At 54.5% G+C, this 19,126-nt stretch carries 18 protein-coding genes and 1 rRNA gene; 18 read left to right on the top strand and 1 reads right to left on the bottom strand.

The genetic code is table 11. The features are described 5' to 3' along the window. Positions 1–20 precede the first annotated feature (20 nt). The 13 genes from ssuD to BMY11_RS25530 all read left to right on the top strand — a co-directional run bounded on the left by ssuD (position 21) and on the right by BMY11_RS25530 (position 13,416). Positions 21–1,166, top strand: coding sequence for an FMNH2-dependent alkanesulfonate monooxygenase (gene ssuD, locus BMY11_RS25590; protein WP_090582770.1), 1,146 nt, complete (start codon positions 21–23; stop codon positions 1,164–1,166). Between the two features lie 12 nt (positions 1,167–1,178). Further along, a complete protein-coding gene (ssuC, locus tag BMY11_RS25585) occupies positions 1,179–1,976 on the top strand; it encodes an aliphatic sulfonate ABC transporter permease SsuC (protein WP_090582768.1) in 798 nt (265 codons plus the stop codon). Next, complete coding sequence (locus tag BMY11_RS25580; protein WP_090582766.1) at positions 1,946–2,764, top strand: ATP-binding cassette domain-containing protein; 819 nt, start codon at positions 1,946–1,948, stop codon at positions 2,762–2,764. The genes ssuC and BMY11_RS25580 overlap by 31 nt, the downstream gene beginning before the upstream one ends. 189 nt (positions 2,765–2,953) lie before the next feature. Beyond that, the gene (locus BMY11_RS25575; protein WP_090582765.1) at positions 2,954–3,931 is read left to right on the top strand and encodes a TolB family protein; all 978 of its coding nucleotides are present in this window, start codon (positions 2,954–2,956) and stop codon (positions 3,929–3,931) included. A 149-nt stretch (positions 3,932–4,080) separates the two neighbouring features. Next, positions 4,081–5,457 carry an acyclic terpene utilization AtuA family protein gene (locus tag BMY11_RS25570; protein WP_090582764.1) on the top strand — a complete coding sequence of 459 codons (1,377 nt, stop codon included), beginning with the start codon at positions 4,081–4,083 and terminating at the stop codon, positions 5,455–5,457. A 3-nt stretch (positions 5,458–5,460) separates the two neighbouring features. Next, a complete protein-coding gene (locus BMY11_RS25565; RefSeq protein ID WP_256217777.1) occupies positions 5,461–5,811 on the top strand; it encodes an AtuA-related protein in 351 nt (116 codons plus the stop codon). 22 nt (positions 5,812–5,833) lie between these two features. After that, entirely contained in the window at positions 5,834–6,973 is a 1,140-nt protein-coding gene (locus BMY11_RS25560; protein WP_090582762.1) for an acyl-CoA dehydrogenase, read from the top strand. Positions 6,974–7,022: 49 nt separating this feature from the next. After that, a complete protein-coding gene (locus tag BMY11_RS25555; RefSeq protein WP_090582760.1) occupies positions 7,023–8,576 on the top strand; it encodes an acyl-CoA carboxylase subunit beta in 1,554 nt (517 codons plus the stop codon). Between the two features lie 19 nt (positions 8,577–8,595). Next, positions 8,596–9,495 carry an enoyl-CoA hydratase-related protein gene (locus BMY11_RS25550; RefSeq protein ID WP_090582758.1) on the top strand — a complete coding sequence of 300 codons (900 nt, stop codon included), beginning with the start codon at positions 8,596–8,598 and terminating at the stop codon, positions 9,493–9,495. Between the two features lie 497 nt (positions 9,496–9,992). Beyond that, a complete protein-coding gene (locus BMY11_RS25545) occupies positions 9,993–10,325 on the top strand; it encodes an ArsR/SmtB family transcription factor (RefSeq protein ID WP_090582756.1) in 333 nt (110 codons plus the stop codon). Further along, positions 10,300–10,770: an SRPBCC family protein gene (locus BMY11_RS25540; RefSeq protein WP_218150216.1), complete on the top strand. Its 471-nt coding sequence runs from the start codon at positions 10,300–10,302 to the stop codon at positions 10,768–10,770. The genes BMY11_RS25545 and BMY11_RS25540 overlap by 26 nt, the downstream gene beginning before the upstream one ends. 32 nt (positions 10,771–10,802) lie before the next feature. Then, positions 10,803–11,249, top strand: coding sequence for an SRPBCC family protein (locus BMY11_RS25535; protein ID WP_090582751.1), 447 nt, complete (start codon positions 10,803–10,805; stop codon positions 11,247–11,249). 115 nt (positions 11,250–11,364) lie between these two features. Next, entirely contained in the window at positions 11,365–13,416 is a 2,052-nt protein-coding gene (locus BMY11_RS25530) for a hypothetical protein (RefSeq protein ID WP_090582750.1), read from the top strand. A gap of 47 nt (positions 13,417–13,463) precedes the next feature. Here the strand turns inward: BMY11_RS25530 and uraA are convergent, their stop codons facing one another. Further along, positions 13,464–14,738, bottom strand: a complete 1,275-nt coding sequence (gene uraA, locus BMY11_RS25525) for a uracil permease (protein WP_090582748.1) — start codon at positions 14,736–14,738, stop codon at positions 13,464–13,466. 148 nt (positions 14,739–14,886) lie between these two features. Between uraA and BMY11_RS25520 the strand changes: the two genes are divergently transcribed. From BMY11_RS25520 to BMY11_RS25500, 5 genes are all read left to right on the top strand, one after another. Beyond that, positions 14,887–15,660 carry an NUDIX hydrolase gene (locus BMY11_RS25520; RefSeq protein WP_090582746.1) on the top strand — a complete coding sequence of 258 codons (774 nt, stop codon included), beginning with the start codon at positions 14,887–14,889 and terminating at the stop codon, positions 15,658–15,660. Between the two features lie 66 nt (positions 15,661–15,726). After that, entirely contained in the window at positions 15,727–16,281 is a 555-nt protein-coding gene (locus BMY11_RS25515; RefSeq protein ID WP_090582743.1) for a cysteine hydrolase family protein, read from the top strand. A gap of 34 nt (positions 16,282–16,315) precedes the next feature. Continuing rightward, positions 16,316–17,134 (top strand): ammonia-dependent NAD(+) synthetase, encoded by an 819-nt coding sequence (gene nadE, locus BMY11_RS25510; RefSeq protein ID WP_090582983.1) that lies wholly within the window; start codon positions 16,316–16,318, stop codon positions 17,132–17,134. 6 nt (positions 17,135–17,140) lie between these two features. Then, a complete protein-coding gene (locus tag BMY11_RS25505) occupies positions 17,141–18,586 on the top strand; it encodes a nicotinate phosphoribosyltransferase (protein WP_090582741.1) in 1,446 nt (481 codons plus the stop codon). A gap of 366 nt (positions 18,587–18,952) precedes the next feature. Next, positions 18,953–19,126 (top strand): 16S ribosomal RNA (locus tag BMY11_RS25500); the annotation flags it as partial.

The following is a 19,126-nucleotide window of genomic DNA, read 5'->3' as shown; positions in this document are numbered from 1 at the left end:
AACGGAAAGGGTGTTTGACAATGGAAGTATTCTGGTTTATTCCAACGCATGGTGATGGACGCTACTTAGGCAGCGCCGAGGGAGCTCGCGTCGTCGATGCGAAATATATGCAACAAATTGCACAGGCGGCAGACCGCCTTGGCTATGGCGGTGTCTTGCTGCCGACGGGAACCTCTTGCGAGGATGCATGGGTTACAGCTTCTTCGCTCATTACGGTAACGGAACGGCTGAAGTTTCTGGTTGCGCTGCGACCAGGACTGATGTCGCCGACGTTATCCGCGAGAATGGCGTCGACGTTCGATCGCATCTCAAACGGGCGGCTGCTCGTCAACGTCGTAACTGGCGGAGATCCCGTGGAGCTTGCGAGTGAAGGGGTATTCCTCGAGCATGACGAGCGCTATGACCTGACGAGCGAGTTCCTCGATATTTGGCGCAGAGAGCTGAGCGGAGAGACGGTCGATTATGAAGGGAAGCACTTGAAGGTTAAGGGTGGCAAAGTGCTCTACCCACCGGTGCAGAAGCCATATCCGCCGCTCTACTTCGGGGGATCTTCCCCGGCAGGCCAACAGGTAGCCGCAGATCATATCGACGTCTATCTAACATGGGGCGAGCCGCCGCAGGAAGTTGCCAAGAAGATCGATCAGGTTCGGAGGTTGGCGGCAGAACAGGGTAGAGAAGTTCGTTTCGGCATTCGTCTGCACGTCATTGTGCGCGAAACCTCCGAAGAAGCATGGAGAGAAGCAGCTCGTCTGATCAGCAAGGTCGACGACGATGCGATTGCTGCCGCTCGCAAAGTGTTCGCGCGTTACGACTCGGAAGGGCAGCAGCGGATGTCGAGTCTGCATGGCGGCGACCGGAGTCAGCTTGAGATTTATCCGAACCTGTGGGCTGGCGTTGGTCTTGTTCGCGGCGGCGCAGGCACGGCTCTCGTAGGCAATCCGACCGAAGTGGCTGGGCTCATGAAGGAGTACGCGGCTCTCGGTATCGATACGTTTATTTTATCCGGTTATCCGCATTTGGAAGAAGCCTATCAATTTGCCGAGCTCGTCTTCCCTCTGCTTCCGCTTCAAGGGGTGAAGACGGCGAGTGGCCCGACATCGACGAGTCCGTTCGGCGAGCTTATCGCGAATGCGATCAAGCCGGCGGAACGGGCAGCAGCGAGATAGGAGGAAACGAGAATGAAGAGTCCCGCGGCACGTAACTGGAAAACTGGCACGTTATCTATCGGACTCGAATGGTTGATTCCGATTCTGATCGTCATTATCTGGCAATGGCTCGGCAGTATGGGATGGATCTCACAGCGCATTCTGCCAACGCCGGTATCCGTCTTAGAAGCCGGAATTAAACTAATGAAGAGCGGAGATTTGTTCGTCTATATCGGCGACAGCACAAGGCGGGCACTGATTGGATTTCTGATTGGCGGCTTCATCGGTTTCGTGCTCGCCATTCTGAACGGCTTGCTGCCGCTTGCGGAGAAGCTAACCGATTCGTCGATTCAGATGATTCGCACGATCCCGCATCTGTCGCTCATTCCGCTCATCATTGCCTGGTTCGGCATCGGCGAGCAAGGGAAAATCTTTCTTGTCGCACTCGGCGTCGCATTCCCGATTTACTTAAACACGCTTCATGGCATCCGATCCGTCGACTCGGGGTTAATTGAGATGGGTCGCACGTACGGTCTACGCGGCTTCACGCTTTTTCGAACGATTATTCTTCCAGGCGCGCTTCCATCCATACTGGTCGGATTTCGGTTTGCACTCGGTATTATGTGGCTCACGCTGATCGTTTCCGAGACGATTTCGGCCAATAGCGGCATCGGCTATATGGCGATGAACGCGCGGGAATTTTTCCAAATGGACGTTGTCGTGCTCAGCATTATCATTTATGCATTACTGGGCAAGTTCTCGGATTGGCTGGCGAAGCTGCTGGAGAGGAGTTGGCTGCAATGGCATCCGCATTATCGGCGAGCAAAATAATTAGGCAGCCCCAAGCGGCGTCCCAAGTGGGGGCTTCTGCCAAGGGTCTGCAGATCGACGTACGGGACGCGGTCGTGCAATTCGGCGACCTGAGCGTGCTTCGAAATCTCGATATCTCGATTCCGGCTGGCCAGTTTCTGGCTATCGTCGGTCGAAGCGGCTGCGGCAAGAGTACGCTGCTTCGATTGCTGGCAGGGCTGGAACAAGCATCGCAAGGATCGGTAGCCATTGGCGGTGCGGCTTCGTCCGGGCTCAGGCCGGATGTACGGGTCATGTTCCAGGATGCACGGCTGCTTCCGTGGAAAAGCGTGCTGGATAACGTTCGGATCGGCGTAGAAGGCGGTGATCGTGCCAAAGCGCTGGACGCGCTGGAGCTCGTTGGTCTTGCCGATCGTGCGAAGGAATGGCCTTCCGTACTCTCCGGAGGACAGCGGCAACGGGTCGCGCTTGCCCGTGCTCTTGTCAGCAATCCGAGCCTCCTGTTGTTAGACGAACCGCTAGGCGCGCTCGACGCGCTGACCCGCATTGAGATGCAGCAGCTCATTGAGCGCTTATGGCTAGAGCGGGGGTTCACCGCCGTACTCGTCACTCACGACGTAAGCGAAGCAGTAGCGCTTGGTGACCGTGTCGTGCTGGTCGAGAACGGCACGATCTCGCAGGATAGTGCCATTGCGCTGGCGAGACCGCGCGAGAAGGATAATGGATTTGCTCATTATGAGAACAGCATTCTGAATCGGGTGCTGGGCAGACGCTCGATTAGCACCAATCAGGATGGGTTTGCGATCTAGCATAGTTGGTAAAAGTAGAAGTAGAACCGAGTCTCCGTGTCAGGTGGAGGGGATTCGGTTCTTTTTTATGTCCCAGCCAGTTAACCAGGTTAATGATGCGAGCGCTTTCTTCTGCTATCATTTTTGTATACACAGCGCTCATAGTTTTCTTCTTAGTCGACTTCATACTACTGCTTAAGGAGTGAGTTGATGAGAAAATTCGCAAGTGCGGCGACGGCCATGCTGCTAGGGGCAACGATCTTTGCTCCATCTGTTCTGGCAGCGGACAAGCAGGTGACGGCTCAAAGTCCAGTAGCTCAGATTGAACCGGCGGTTGATGGGAATCGGATCGTGTGGGCGGATAAGCGCAGTGGGAATTACGATATTTATTTGAGGGAAATGAGCACAGGTCAAGAATGGCAAATTACATCGGACAGCTCGAAGCAGGTGGACCCCGCCATCTCTGGCGACCGTATTGTATGGACCGATTATCGGAATGGGAACGCGGATATTTATATGTTCGATCTCGCAACATGGGAAGAATCTCAGCTCAGTACCAATGATGCTGGCCAGTGGGATCCGGCAATTGATGGCGATACAATTGTCTGGGAAGACAGCAGGAACAGCAACTTGGATATTTACAGCTTTAACCTGAAGACGAATCGGGAGAGCCGAATGACGACGAATAGCGCAGATCAGTACGCTCCGACTATCGCGGGCGACAACATCGTGTGGCAGGATGACCGCAGCGGCAATTCGGATATCTATCGGTACAATTTGATAACCGGGCTGGAGAGCCGGCTGTCGACGGTGGATAATGGCGATCAATCCTCGCCTTCCATTAGCGGCAATACGGTCGTTTGGCTGGATAATCGGAACGATCAAGATCAGATTGTTGCTTACGATCTAAGTTCCGGAATCGAGCATCCGATACCAAGCAACGCGACGCCGGATGCGAAGAAATGGAGTCCTGCGGTTGCGGGAGATAACGTCGTTTGGGTCGATACACGGGATGGGAACTGGAACATCTACCATTACAACCTTGCAACTAAGCTAGAGAGCAGAGTTACAATTGATAGCTCCAAGCATTACGAGCCTGCGATCAGCGGCAGTCAGGTCTTCTGGGAGGACAACCGTAGCGGCAGCCTAGCGATATATACGATAGATTTGAACGAGAATAGTAACTAAGCCGAGTAGACAAGCACGCGTCCAATAAGCAGACCGCAGAATCGTTACGGATGTAACGGTATGCGGTCTGTTTTGCTTATGCCGCGCCATACAATGTACTATCACGAACTATATGCAAGCAAGCAGCGTGAGCGCAAAAGGAGGATCGAATGCGAACAATACGTATTGGAGCGGGGCAAGGCTTCTACGGCGATTCGATCATCCCCGCGATAGAAACAGCAAAGCGCGGCAATGTCGATTATCTCTGTTTTGACTCCTTGGCTGAGCTTACGCTTGCCATTCTGCAGAAGGACCGGCAGCGTGACAAGGCGAAGGGCTATGCGTCGGATATAACGAGTACGATGAGGGAGCTGCTCCCGATTGTGAGAGCAAACAAAGTGAAGCTGATTACGAACGCGGGCGGCATGAATCCGCTCGGCGCACTGCGTGAGACAGAGCGTGTAGCTCGCGAGCTCGGCGGTTTGCAAGGTTTGAAGGTAGCCGTTGTAACAGGCGATGATGTGTTGCCGCAGCTGGTCTCGTTCGCTACGGAAGGCGTATCGCTCGCGCATATGGAAGACGGGCGCGTATTCTCCGCCGTCGAGAATCGTATCGTATTTGCCAACGCCTACCTCGGAGCAGAGCCTATTGTGGAAGCGCTTCGGCAAGGCGCGGATATCGTCATTACGGGCCGAGTGTCGGATTCGGCTCTCTTTCTTGCACCGCTTATTCATGAATTCGGCTGGAATGTAAAGCAGGATTGGGAGCGGCTGGCTCAAGGCGTGCTTATGGGCCACTTGATGGAATGCTCCGGTCAAGTGAGCGGCGGGAACTTTAGCGGTGATTGGCAGTCGGTCGAGTCACTGGAGCACATCGGATTTCCAATTGCGGAAGTGCGTGAGGATGGCGAATTCGTCGTGACGAAGACGGAGGGGACCGGCGGACTTGTGTCCGTTGCAACCGTGAAGGAGCAGCTGCTCTATGAAATCCACGATCCCTCCTCCTACAAGACGCCGGATGTCGTACTCGATCTAATGAATGTGCAGCTGCAAGATATTGGTCCGAATCGGGTGCGTGTGACCGGTGCGAGCGGAGCGGCAAGGCCAGATACGTTCAAGGTTGTGATGGGATACGCGGACGGCTGGCTCGGGCAGGCCATATGGGGCTACTCCTGGCCGGATGCGGTAGCGAAAGCGCAAACGGCAGACCGGATCATCAGGAAGCAGATGGAAGCATTGGGTCTGTATTATGAAGAGATTCGTTCGGATTATATGGGTCTCAATTCTTTACACGGCGGAGTATTGGCTGAGCCCCCCGCGGAGGAACTGAACGAGGTGTACTTGCGTATGGCGGTGCGGACGCAAAGTCGTGACGCAGCGGCGAAGCTCGGACGGCTCGTTCCGCCGCTGATGTTAAGCGGCCCGCCAGCGATGGGTGCTTTCCTCGGCGTGATGAAGCCGCGGGAGCTGCTCGGCATGTGGTCGTGCCTCGTGCCTCGTGAGATTATCGAGCGCAGCATCCGAGTGACCGTGCAGGAGGTGGTATAAGCGATGGCGATTATTCGTATGCAGCTCCGGCATCTGGTGCAGGCACGCTCCGGTGACAAAGGCAATACGATTAACATCGCCGTATTCGCGCCAAACGCGGAAGTGTATGCCGTGCTGCTCCGGGAAGTGACGGCTGAGCGGGTGAAGGGACATTTTCAAAGTATGGTAAACGGTGAAGTGAAGCGATATGAGCTACGCGGCCTCCATGCGATGAATTTCGTATGCAGGGAAGCGCTCGGCGGGGGCGGCTCCGCAACGCTGCGTATGGATAATCTCGGCAAATGCTATGCAGCGAATTTGATGAGGCTCGAAATCGAAATCGACGACACCATTCTAATTAGCGCCAAGTCATAAGCGTAAAGCGAGGTGTTTGAAGATGAATTTCGACTTAACGGCAGAGCAGGCAATGATTCGAACGCTTATCCGCGATTTTGCGGAAGCGGAAGTAGCCCCTGGGGCGATTGAACGTGACCGGACAGGTGCGTTTCCGGTGGAAGTCTTTGAGAAGCTGGCGAAGCTCGGGCTGATGGGGCTTCCTTTTCCCGAGCAGTACGATGGCGGCGGGGCGGATACGATCTGCTTCGCAATCGTGGTGGAAGAATTAAGCCGAGTATGTGCCTCGACGGGCATCACCTATTCGGCGCATGTATCGCTTGGCGGTTCGCCGATCTACCTCTTCGGGACGGAGGAGCAGAAGCGGGACTATCTCGCTCCGTTGTGCCGGGGTGAATATCTAGGCGCGTTCGGGTTGACTGAACCGGATGCCGGTTCTGATGCGGGCGGGACAAGAACGGCGGCAGTTCAGAGTGACAACGGCTGGATCATCAGCGGCTCTAAGTGCTTCATTACGAATGCCAGCTACGCGAAGCATCTTGCGCTCACGGCGGTCACCGACCGATCGAAGGGAACAAGCGGCATAAGCGCGTTTATCGTGCCGACGGATGCGCCCGGCTTCAGCATTATAGATAACTATGAAAAAATGGGGCTTCACGCTTCCAACACAACCGAGCTCGTGCTCGATCAGGTCGAAGTGCCGAAAGATAATCTACTTGGCACCGATGGAAACGGGTTCAAGCAGTTTCTCGCCGTGCTCGACGGCGGCCGCATCGGCATTGGTGCGATGGCGGTCGGCATTGCGCAAGGCGCATTTGAGAAGGCGCTTCGGTATGCGAAGCAGCGCAAGCAGTTCGGGCGAACGCTGTCCTCGTTCCAGGCGATTCAGTTCAAGCTCGCAGATATGGCAACGCAGATTGAGGCGGCGCGCACGATGGTGTACCGAGCCGGATGGTTGAAGGATCAAGGCAGGCCGTTCAAGAAAGAAGCGGCAATGGCGAAGCTGCTCGCGTCGGAAATTTGTATGAAGGTATGCGATCAAGCCGTGCAAATTCACGGCGGTTATGGCTATATGCGCGAGTACGAGGTGGAGCGGTTCATGCGCGATGCGAAGCTGCTCGAGATCGGCGAAGGCACCTCGGAAATTCAGCGGATGGTGATCGCTGCGCAGCTCGGCTGTTGATGCCGGGCGCTGCGTGGAAGGTGCCTGCAAGAGGGGAGCGCGGTAGCAAATGGAGCGTGAACTTGATGATGCGGAATCGGTAAAAGACCGGCTGCAGGAGCAGATCGACGAGATCAAACAGGGCGGCGCTGCCAAATATCATGCGAAGAATGCCGAGCAGGGCAAGCTATTCGTCCGTGATCGGCTCTCGTTATTGTTCGATGCAGATGTGGAACTGGAGGACGCGATGTTCGCCAGCTGCGCGGAGTACGGGCTGCCTGCTGACGGCGTTGTCACGGCAATCGGCCGTATTCATGGAAAACCGGTTGCGGTCATAGCGAACGATTCAACGGTGAAAGCCGGATCCTGGGGAGCACGCACCGTGGAGAAAATCATTCGCATGCAAGAAACCGCAGATAAACTGCGTATCCCTCTCTTGTACCTCGTCGATTCGGCTGGAGCGCGAATTACCGATCAGGCGCTCATGTATCCTGGCCGGCGCGGAGCGGGGCGGATATTCTATAACGAAGTGAAGCTCTCGGGTCGAATCCCGCAGGTATGCATCCTCTTCGGCCCGTCCGCGGCAGGCGGAGCGTACATTCCGGCTTTCTGCGATATCGTCATTATGGTGGAGGGGAACGGGTCGATGTATCTCGGGTCTCCGCGAATTGTCGAGATGGTGACAGGGGAGAAAGCGACGCTGGAGGCGCTCGGCGGGGCTCGCATGCATTGCTCGGTTTCCGGCTGCGGCGACGTGCTGTCGAAGAGCGAGGAGGAAGCGATTGCGCTGACTCGCACCTACCTCGGTTACTTCCCAGCAAACTTTACGGAGCTGCCGCCAACGCGAGAGGCTGAGCCGCCTGCCGATCTCAAAGTGCCGCTGGACAGTATCATCCCTGACAATCAATACACGGCGTTCGATATGTATCAGCTCATTGATGGGCTGATTGATGAGCATTCCTTCTTCGAGATTAAACGATTGTTTGCGCGGGAGTTAATAACGGGGTTGGCGCGACTGAACGGGAGGGCAATCGGCATTATCGCCAATCAGCCGAAGACGAAGGGGGGCATCCTGTTTCACGATTCGGCGGACAAAGCGGCAAAGTTCATCAGCCTCTGCGACGCCTTCCACATTCCGCTGCTTTTCCTCGCCGACGTTCCGGGCTTCATGGTTGGCACAGCTGTTGAGCAGGCAGGCATAATCCGGCATGGGGCGAAAATGATCGCAGCGGTGTCAGAGGCGACCGTGCCGAAAATATCCGTCATCGTCCGCAAAGCGTACGGAGCGGGGCTTTATGCGATGGCCGGTCCAGCGTTTGAACCGGACTGCTGCTTGGCGCTGCCATCGGCACAGATCGCCGTCATGGGACCTGAAGCGGCGGTGAACGCAGTGTACGCGAATAAGATCGCGGAGCTGCCGGAGGCCGAGAGAGCTGGCTTCATTGCGAGTAAGCGTGAGGAATATAGCCGAAATATCGACCTCTATCAACTGGCGTCTGATATGGTTATTGACGGAATCGTCCCGGCGCATGGCTTGCGCCGCGAGCTTATTAAGCGGTTCGATGTGTATACGTCGAAGAACGTTGTGTTTACCGAGCGCAAACATCCGGTCTATCCGGTTTAAAGTGAAGGGGGCGTAGCTGATGTCTGAGGAGAAGGAGAAGGAGCAGGAGCAGGAGCAGGAGCGGGGGCGGGGGCTAGAGTCTGCGTCAGTGTCGGAGCAAGAACCGGGGGCATCAGCGTCAGCACCAGCATCAACGCCGGTGCCGGTGCTCTGGGAGCAGCAGGGACATATCGGCTATATCCGGCTGAACCGCCCGGAGCAGCTGAATGCGATCAACCGAGCGATGTTGGATGCTCTTGGCGCGCTGATTGAACAGATCGGGAACAATTCGCGCGACATCCGCGTTGTTGTCATCGAAGGCGCGGGTCGCGCGTTCAGTAGCGGCGCTGATCTGAAGGAGCGCCAGACGATGGGCTCGCCGGAGGACATCCGGCAAAGCATCCATCGCATCAAAACGGTGCTCGCAGCGCTGGAGCAGCTGCCACAGCCGACCATTGCTGCGCTCAGCGGGCTCGCCTTCGGCGGCGGGCTGGAGCTCGCGCTCGCCTGCGACTTCCGCTTCGCCTTGCGCGGGGTGAAGCTCGGCTTGACCGAGGTCGGCCTCGGCATTATCCCCGGCGGCGGCGGCACGCAGCGGCTGCCGCGGCTCATCGGCGCAGCGCGGGCGAAAGAGCTCATCCTTACCGCGCGGCGCATCACGGCTGAGCAGGCCTATGAGCTTGGCCTGCTCAGCGGCGTTGCCGATGACATGGCGCTGCTGCACGCGTCCGTGTCGCAATTGGCGGCGGAGCTGCTGCAGGCCGCGCCGATCGCCGTCTATCAGGCTAAGCTCGCCATTAATAGAGGGCTCGACACGAACCTGCAAGCCGGGATGGACATTGAGACTGCCGCCTACGAAGTCACCATTCCGACGAAGGACAGACAAGAAGCGCTCGAAGCATTCCGCACGAAGAGAGCGCCTCACTTTACAGGGGAGTAGAACTCTAAATTACACTCACCAATCGTCTCGCTCAATTGCCCGCACACCTCTCCGCTCCCCGTGTCGCTCAGCACTTATCCGCTCCCACCGCTCCCCCGTATCGCTTTGCGCCGTATCCGCTCCCATCGCTTCCTGTTTCGCTCAGCACTTATCCGCTCCCATCGCTCCCTGTATCGCTCAGCACCGCATCTCATCCCATCCCACCGCTCCCCCGTATCGCTTTGCGCCGTATCCGCTCCCCGAATCGCTCAGCACTTATCGGCTCCCACCGCTCCCCATTGCGCTCAGCACGGCATCATCGCATTGCACCTCATCCCATCCCACCGCTCCACATCGCCTTCCCCGCCCTTGCTTCGCTCCGCGTCGACATCGCCTTCCCCGCTCGCTTCGCTCCGCGTCGACATCGCTCTCGCTTAGCACCGCATCCCATCGCTCTCACTTCGCTCCGCGCCTCCTCCAACTTGACATGCAGTCATTTAGCTGCATAATATATTCCTATGGACAACCTATTCAAAGCGCTCGCGGATTCCAGCCGCAGACAGCTGCTCGACGAGCTTTTCATACACAATGGACAAACCTTAACCGAGCTTTGCGAGCATCTCGACATGACGAGGCAATCGATAACGAAGCATCTATCTATACTGGAGGAGGCGCAGCTCGTCGTAACCGAGCGACAGGGGCGCAATAAGCTGCACTACCTCAACGCCGCGCCACTTGGAGACATTTATGACCGCTGGATCAGCAAGTTCGACCAGCACCGGGTAAACATTTTGCAGCAGCTTAAAAGGAACCTTGAGGAGGATCATGACCAAAGCCATGACAACAACTAAATCCTTTGTTTACACGACGTACATTGCGACCACGCCGGGGAAGCTGTGGGAGGCGCTGACGAGCAGCGAGTTTACGGAGCAGTACTTTTTCGGAAGTCGTATTGAGTCTGATTGGAAGGAAGGGTCAGCGGTGACCTACTCGCGTAACGGGGAAGTGACGGATTACGGGACAATTATCAAATGTGAGCCATATCGGGTGCTATCGTTCACCTGGAACTATGTGACGGACAAGTCCGGACGCACCGAGCCATCTCAAGTGACGTTCCAACTCGTGCCGATGAACGGCACCGTGAAGCTGACGCTTAAGCACGAGAATCTAATTCCTTCGGATATCGTTGATCGCGACGACACCTTCGAGGGCCTTAACAACGGTTGGCCAGCGATCCTGAGCAACCTGAAGACTCTGCTCGAAACCGGACGCACATTGCCGCCTGTATCCTTATAATCCTATTCAAGAAAGCGAGTGTTCCCGCCATAATGAAGAATAACCTAACCAACGTAACTAAGATCCGCATCAACAAGCCAGCCGCAGACATCTTCGAAGCTTTCGCCGATCCAGACAAGCTGGCTCAGTTCTGGTTCGCAGGCTCAGGTCGTTTAGAGCAAGGCAAGACGTTCATCTGGCGCTATGAAGAATACAACGCGGAGGTGCCGATTTACATCGTCGAGTTCGTGGAGAACGAGCGAATCGTATACCGCTGGGGCGGCGAAGACGGCGGGAACCTCGTTACGATAAAGCTGCATCCGGAGCAATCGTCCGCTACTGTTGTTGAGGTTACCGAACAAGGCTTCGACGCGAGTACGGACAATGAACAGCTTCGCCAGGAGATGATCGGCAACAAAGAAGGCTGGACCTACATGCTAACCTGCCTCAAAGGCTATCTCGAATATGGCGTAAAGCTGCGCTCTTCACTTGTGTTTTAGCCTTTAATCTACCATTACTCACCGGAACCTCCCATGCTATACTAGTCGAAGCAGTATGTTGCATAGCACAAGCATTCCAAATTACCGTGTTTCCGGCGAGAGGATGAAGATTTTCATGGCAAGCTGGCTTCAGCAAGGATTAGGAATTAAATGGTTCACGCAGCATCAATGGAATACTCACAATCTTATTCGTACGAGCGAAAATGTTTCATCGGGCACAGTAAGCTATACAGCCGATTTACCTGAGGTGCGGATCGAGCTCTCCGTTCAACCTCACGCGGCTTCGCAGACAACGAGCTGCTATAAGGCTGAAGTGCGAATCCTGCCAAAGCAAGCTGAACTCGCGATAAGCGGCGTCCAGCTTACGATGCCGATTGCGGCGGACCAGACCTGCGTGTGGAAACCGCAGCTTGCGCCCCAGGACAATATGGCTATCGGGGACAACATGTTCCGTTCACCCGCAATCATCTTCGAGAACGGCGAGCGCATGGCCGCATTCGTGCCAGACCTGAAGGCAATTGAGCAGGACCGCCGCATCCCGCATGTGATGGATTATACGTTGCAGGACCACTCACTCATGTATGGCCTTTGCAACTATGAGGAAACAGGGCATGTGTATCACAACCTGACCCCAACATCTATTTTGATAAACGAACCGCTCGTATTCCGATTCTATCTCGTGGAGTGGGAAAAACAAGCAGACACTAGGGACAAAGACTACCGCTGCGTGGAGCAGTTTCTATGGAATACTTTTGCCGTCGAAGCCAAGATGCCTGCCGAGCAGGAGCTGGACGTCATCGAGGGGCTAAAACCTTACGCAGAGTACGCCTATAGCTGGGCACTCGACCGTTGGAAGGATGTCACCTGGCAGCAGTTTACACTCAGCAGCGGCGAAGAAGTCGGCGGTGTTGTATTTATCGTCCGTGCCCGGCAGAAGCCAGGTCTTGGCGAGGAAGAGCAGTGGCGGGAGCCGAAGAGCCTCTGGAATCAAGCCTGGTTCTGCGGTCTGCGTACTGCTTACGGCTACGCGCAATGGGGGCGCACACACGGCCGCGAGGACTGGGTAGCGAAATCGGAGAAAGCGCTTAACTTCGCGTTGAGTGCTCCGCAGCAGAACGGACTTTTCCCAAGTTATTTCAAAGCAGGGGAGGACAACAGCTGGGAATCCGGTCGCTGGTATATGTCCGCGCCTCGTCGTCCGGATGGACTTGATGACTTCGTTCATCTGCTCGATGCTTCATGGACGTGCTATTGGCTGCTGAAGTGGTACCAAGATGTTCACGCGGATGAGCGGATTTTGCCTTATGTACGCAATTATGTGAATCGCCTGCTTGAGCTTCAGCTTGAAAGCGGCGGCTTCCCGGCTTGGGTTAATCCGAACAACTCGGACATCTCCCCTTACTTGCTGGAGAGTCCTGAGACTTCCATGCACATCATGCTGCTCACCTTGCTGCACGGCATAGAAGCAGATGCTCGCTACATTGCTGCTGCCGAGCAGGCGGCGGAGATGGTGCTGCGCGATGTTGTTCAGAAGGGACGCTGGGAGGACTTCGAGACGTACTGGTCCTGCTCGAGGCAGTGGGAAGGCAAGCAGCATGGCGTGCTGGATGCGCGAAGCGGGCTGTATAACCAGTGTAACTTCGGCATGTACTGGACAGCGGAAGCGTTCAAGGATTTGTATGAAGCAACCGGCACGGCGCGTTGGCTGGATGCTGGAGAGCAGGTGCTCGCTGAAGCATCGTTCTTCCAGCAGATCTGGCAGCCTCCGTTCATCGAAGTGCCGGCAATTGGCGGATTCGGTGTTATGACTTCGGATGACGAGTGGAATGATGCGCGGCAAAGCCTCTTTGCGCTCACCTATCTCGATTATTATCGCGTAACGGGCAACAGCAGATACAAAGCGAGAGCGATCTGGGCGATGAAGTCTTCCTTCTATATGATGTACTGCCCGCTTAATCCGGTTGTGAAGGCGAAGTACGAGCGTGTACATCCGCAGTTAGACGCGCAAGATTACGGTTTCCATATGGAGAACTTCAACCATCATGACGGATCGGCGGTTGAAGGGCTGGGCGAATTTACGATCTTTGATTGGGGCTGCGGCGCGGCTGCCGCTTCGCTTGTAGAATTCGAGCGCAAGCTGCGTCAGATGACGCCCTCGCTAACTTAACAAAAAAAGACTCAGTACCCTTATTACAAAGGGTCTGAGTCTTTTTACTATTCTTCTTCCGTCAAGCGCAGCACTTCAATCAGCTTCAGGAACAAACTAAGCACGATAGCGGCAACTGTCGCCAGTGCCATCCCTTTCAGCTCGAAATTGCCCAATTTCAGCGTAGCGCCGCTCAGTCCAATGACGAGCACGATCGTCGTCAGCATCAGATTCGCTGGCTTCGAATAATTAACCTTCGTCTCAACAAGCATCCGGAGACCGGAAGCGGCGATAACGCCGAACAAGAGCAGAGACACGCCGCCCATGACCGGCTGTGGAATGGTTTGAATGAGCGCAGACAGCTTCCCGACAAAAGAAAGCACGATCGCTGCGCAAGCCGCGCCGCCCACGATCCATACCGAGTACACACGGCTAATCGCCATAACGCCGATATTTTCGCCATACGTTGTGTTCGGTGTAGAGCCTGCGAAGCCGGAAATGATGGTTGAGATGCCATTGCCTAGCAGCGATTTGCTGAGACCAGGATCCTTGGTGAGGTCCTTCTCGACAATATTACTGGTAACGATGAGATGCCCGATATGCTCAGCGACAACGACAAGCGCGGCAGGTGCAATAATGGCGATGCTCGTCCAGTCGAAGGTCGGCTTATAGAACGTAGGAGAGCTGAACCAAGGTGCTGCGCTGAGCGTTGCTTTCACATCAACGACGCCGAGAATACAAGCAAGCACATAACCGACGATGATCGCAATAAGAATCGGAATTACCCGAAGGAAGCCGCGGAACAATACGGAACCGACAACGCCAATACTGAGTGTAACGATGGATACAGTCAGTGTCGTCGCATCCGGCGACCAGTCTGCTGGGGCATCAGAGCCGGCGATGAAGCCTGCCATCTGCGCAGCAACCGGTACAAGCTCAAGCCCGATAACCGCAACGATTGCACCCATCGCAGCAGGCGGGAAGACAACGTCGATCCAGCTCGTCCCGGCTACTCTAATAATCACCGCAATTAGTGTAAAGATAATCCCGACAATAATAAAGCCACCAAGCGCAGCAGAATATCCGCCTTTGGAGTTCAGCACAACGAACACCGGAGAGAGGAAGGCGAAGCTTGAGCCCAGGTAAGCTGGTATTTTGAAGTTTGTAATGAGCAGATAGAGCAGCGTTCCGATCCCGTTCATCAGCAGAATGGTCGACGGATCGACTTTGAATAGAATAGGCACGAGTACAGTGGAGCCGAACATCGCGAAGAGATGCTGCAGGCTGAGCGGGACACTGGCAAGCAGTGAAGGTCGTTCATGGACTTGGATGATTTTGGACAACGGTAAAAAACCTCCTGATGTAGATAATATGCATTTTTGCCAAACGTAATAGTAACATACTTGCTCTAGGCAAATAAGCGCTTGACAAAAATTTTAATAATGTCATAATGACAATATAAGAAAAACGAAGCAGGTAAGGTGATCCTATTTGAACGAACCACTAGACGACGCAGCTACGTATTCACCACGCAAATATCGAACGCCAGACGGCGCGCCTGCCGATATCGTCATCTTTACAATTACATCTCAAGTCCGCAATACGGTGAAGAAGTCGCTTCCGACGAGGCAGCTCGAAGTGCTGCTGATTGAGCGCAAAGGATGGCCATTCGCAGGGCAATGGGCACTGCCTGGTGGATTCTCCAAAGATACCGAGACGATTATGGAGAGCGCGAAACGGGAGCTGCAAGAAGAGACTGGTGTTGAAGACGTTCATATGGAGTACTTGAACGTTTATAGCGAGCCAGGGCGTGATCCGCGGGGCTGGATTATTTCACATGCGTTCGTGGCACTCGTGCACGAGAGCTATCTCGCGGGCCGTAGAGCCGCTGATGATGCGGCCGACGTACGGCTGTTTCCGGTGGAGGAGGCGCTCGCCATGAATCTTGCTTTTGACCACAAGCTTATTTTGCAAGATGCGCAGAACCATATTCGGCATCAGATGCTGACCACGACGATTGCCCGCGAGTTTCTCCCGGAGGAATTTACGATCGGGGAGCTGTACCAGGTTATTGAGGCTGTAGTGCCGGAGTTCGTGGAGCGCAACTTTATCCGCAAAATCACATCAACGCAGAGCCGCAAGGGCATTATTGAAGAAGTGCGAGATTCCCGCGGTGAGCTGAAGCTATCGAACCGCTACTCACAGCGCGCAGCCCAACTGTACCGATTCACGGATTTTCTGCCTCAGCTGTCTATATACAGCTAGGCATTCTTTTATCTGATTTAATAATGTCGTAATGACATGATTATTAAGATGAGGATGGTGGGAACGATGAAAGCATTAATCGTCATTGATTACACGGTTGATTTTGTAACGGGGAAGCTGCCTTGCGGGGAGCCTGCAATTGCAATTGAAGACCGCATTGCTGAGCTGACGCAGCAGTTTGTGCGGCAAGGGGATTTTGTTGTGATGGCGGTTGATCTTCACTACGAGAATGAGGCGTTGCATCCTGAGCACAAGCTGTTCCCTCCGCACAATATTGAAGGCACGCCGGGGCGGGAACTGTTCGGCAAGCTGAGTGATGTTTACGAAGCGGAGCATGAAAGTATCTATTGGATGGACAAAACTAGATATAGCGCATTTTGCGGAACAGATTTGGAGCTGCAGCTTCGGATGCGAGGTATAACGGAGCTTCACCTTGTCGGCGTATGTACGGATATATGTGTGCTGCACACGGCGGTGGATGCATATAACCGAAGCTTTCAAATTACTGTTCATGCTGATAGCGTTGCCTCGTTTAATCCGCAGGGCCATGAGTGGGCGCTGCAGCATTTTACCGGCTCACTTGGCGCAGTGCTAATGAAGAACAATCAACCTATTACGTGATATGAAGGAGATGTAAGTGGCGATGGCTACGACGATGCAGAAACAGATCATAGCGGAACTCAAAGTAAAGCCTCAAATCAATGCAGCCGAGGAAGCGCGCGCTCGAGTGGAGTTTATGAAGGCATATCTGAAGCGTACGAAGGCTCGAGGCTTTGTGCTAGGCATCTCCGGCGGGCAAGATTCCACGCTTGCGGGCAAGCTCGCGCAGCTGGCAGTTGATGAATGGAACGCAGAGCATACGGATCAAGTGAGCTTCATCGCCGTTCGGCTGCCGTATGGCGTGCAGCAGGATGAATCGGATGCGCAGGATGCCATAAAGTTTATCTCGCCGACTCGTACGGTGACTGTAAATGTGAAACCAGCGGTGGACGCGGCGGTTGAGCAGTTTGCTGTCGCGACGGGAGAGAAGCTTGGCGACTTCCATAAAGGAAACGTAAAAGCGCGGGAGCGAATGAAGGCGCAGTATGATATTGCTGCCCATTACGGGCTGCTGGTGCTTGGAACCGACCATGCGGCTGAGGCAATTACAGGATTCTATACGAAGCATGGCGACGGTGCCTGCGATATGGCTCCTATCTATGGGCTTAATAAGCGGCAGGGCCGGGCGGTGCTGAAGGCGCTTGGTTCCCCGGAGCATCTCTATATGAAGAAGCCGACAGCCGATCTGGAAGATCTGAAGCCAGGCTTGCCGGATGAAGAAGCGCTCGGCATGAGCTATGAGAATCTGGATGACTACTTGGAAGGCGTGACATTGCCTGAGGAACTGAGCGATCGAATCGAAGCGCGTTATAGAGCGACGGAACATAAACGGCGCGGGCCGGTTACCGTCTATGACGACTGGTGGAAGGGGTAAGGGTGGATGGGCTACGATAATCTGACACTTCACACTGATAAATATCAGATCAATATGATGTACGCGCATTGGATGCAAGGCTCCCTAAATGATCGTGCAGTGTTTGAGCTATACTTTCGCAAGCTGCCGTTCGGCAACGGCTTCGCGGTGGCAGCAGGGCTTGCGCGTGCGATTGCTTATATTGAAGGGCTCCATTTCGGTGAGGAGGAAATCGCCTACCTGAGGGAGCAAGAGGAGAATTACAAGGAAGAGTTTCTGCAGCTGCTCCGCGAGTTCAAGTTTACTGGTAACTTGGACGCCGTACCGGAAGGGACGATCGTCTTCCCGAATGAACCGCTTATTCGCGTTGAGGCGCGGGTGTTCGAAGCGCAACTAATTGAGACGGCGCTGCTTAACTTCGTCAACTTCCAAACGCTGATCGCGACAAAAGCTTCGCGAATTAAACAAGTCGTAGGCGATGATGTGCTGCTCGAATTTGGCACGCGGCGCGCGCAGGAAGCGGATGCAGCGATCTGGGGCGCGCGGGCAGCGTATATAGCTGGCTTTCATGCGACTTCCAATATGCGTGCAGGCATGCTGTTTCATATCCCAACAAAAGGCACGCATGCGCACGCTTGGGTGCAAGGGCACGAGACTGAAGAGGAAGCCTTCCGCAAATATGCGGAGGTGCTTCCCGATCAAGTAACGCTGCTCGTCGATACGTACGATACGCTGCGAAGCGGCGTGCCCAATGCCATTCGCATCGGGCATATGCTGGAGCAGCAGGGCAAACGGATGAATGCTATCCGGCTGGACAGCGGCGACTTGACGTATCTTTCCCAGCGCGCACGGGCGATGCTGGATGAAGCGGGTTTGCCGTATGTGAAGATTGTCGCATCGAATGACCTGGACGAGAATATTATTTTCAACTTAAAAGCGCAAGGAGCGCGGATTGATGTATGGGGTGTCGGGACTCAGCTCATCACAGCAGGCGATCAGCCTTCGCTCGGCGGAGTTTATAAGCTTGTCGCTCGGGAGCAAGATGGAGCATTCATACCGGTTATTAAAATTTCAGGCAATCCCGAGAAAGTAAGCACCCCCGGCATCAAGGAAGTGTACCGCATCATTAACCGTGAGAGTGGAATGGCCGACGGCGACTATATTACACTCCGCGAGGAAATGGCGGTGGGACGCGGCGAGCCCATTCAGCTTTATGATCCTTTTCATCCCTATATGCCAACCGTTATTGATAAGTATGAAGCTGTCCCTCTGCTACGGAGTATCTTCCAGGGCGGTGAGCTTGTATATGATGTGCCGGAACTAGAGGGTGTTCGAGCTTATCACAAGCAGCAGTTGAGCCAGTTCTGGCCGCAATATCTCCGCAAGCTGAATCCAGAGATGTATCGCGTGAATATTAGCGTTGCAGCATGGCAGTTGAAGCTCGACTTGATTAAGCAGCATAGGGAGCAATAGGAGGTGCCTAAGGCGCCTCCTAACTTTTTTGAGAAAAAGCTTGCCAAGTCGAATCATGTCGTGTTATATTCTATTTCTGCCGCTGAGACATACACGATGACGCGGTGGTCGAAACGAAAACAAGCTGAAAAATAAAGCTTGCAATTGAGTTTCGATATATGATATATTCTAATTCCGGCCGAGAGGTTGGGACGAGAAATAAAGAATTTTGTTCCTTGAAAACTGAACAATGAGCGACCTGTCAAAAGGTCATAAAATACGTCGGAACGACGATCGCCATCTGGCGAAAGCGTTTCTGACGAGCTAGTTTTTTGAATGAGCTAACAAGCAAATTCATTTGGCGCAAATGGCTTCGCCATTTCGCCTATTATGGAGAGTTTGATCCTGGCTCAGGACGAACGCTGGCGGCGTGCCTAATACATGCAAGTCGAGCGGATCTTGTCCTTCGGGACAAGGTTAGCGGCGGACGGGTGAGTAACACGTAGGCAACCTGCCTGTAAGATCGGGATAACATTCGGAAACGGATGCTAATACCGGATA

The sequence above is a fragment of the Paenibacillus sp. OV219 genome, assembly GCF_900110075.1.
Lineage (GTDB): Bacteria > Bacillota > Bacilli > Paenibacillales > Paenibacillaceae > Paenibacillus_Z.
Note: the sequence above shows the minus strand (reverse complement) of the source record. Positions and strands in the feature narration are given on the sequence as shown.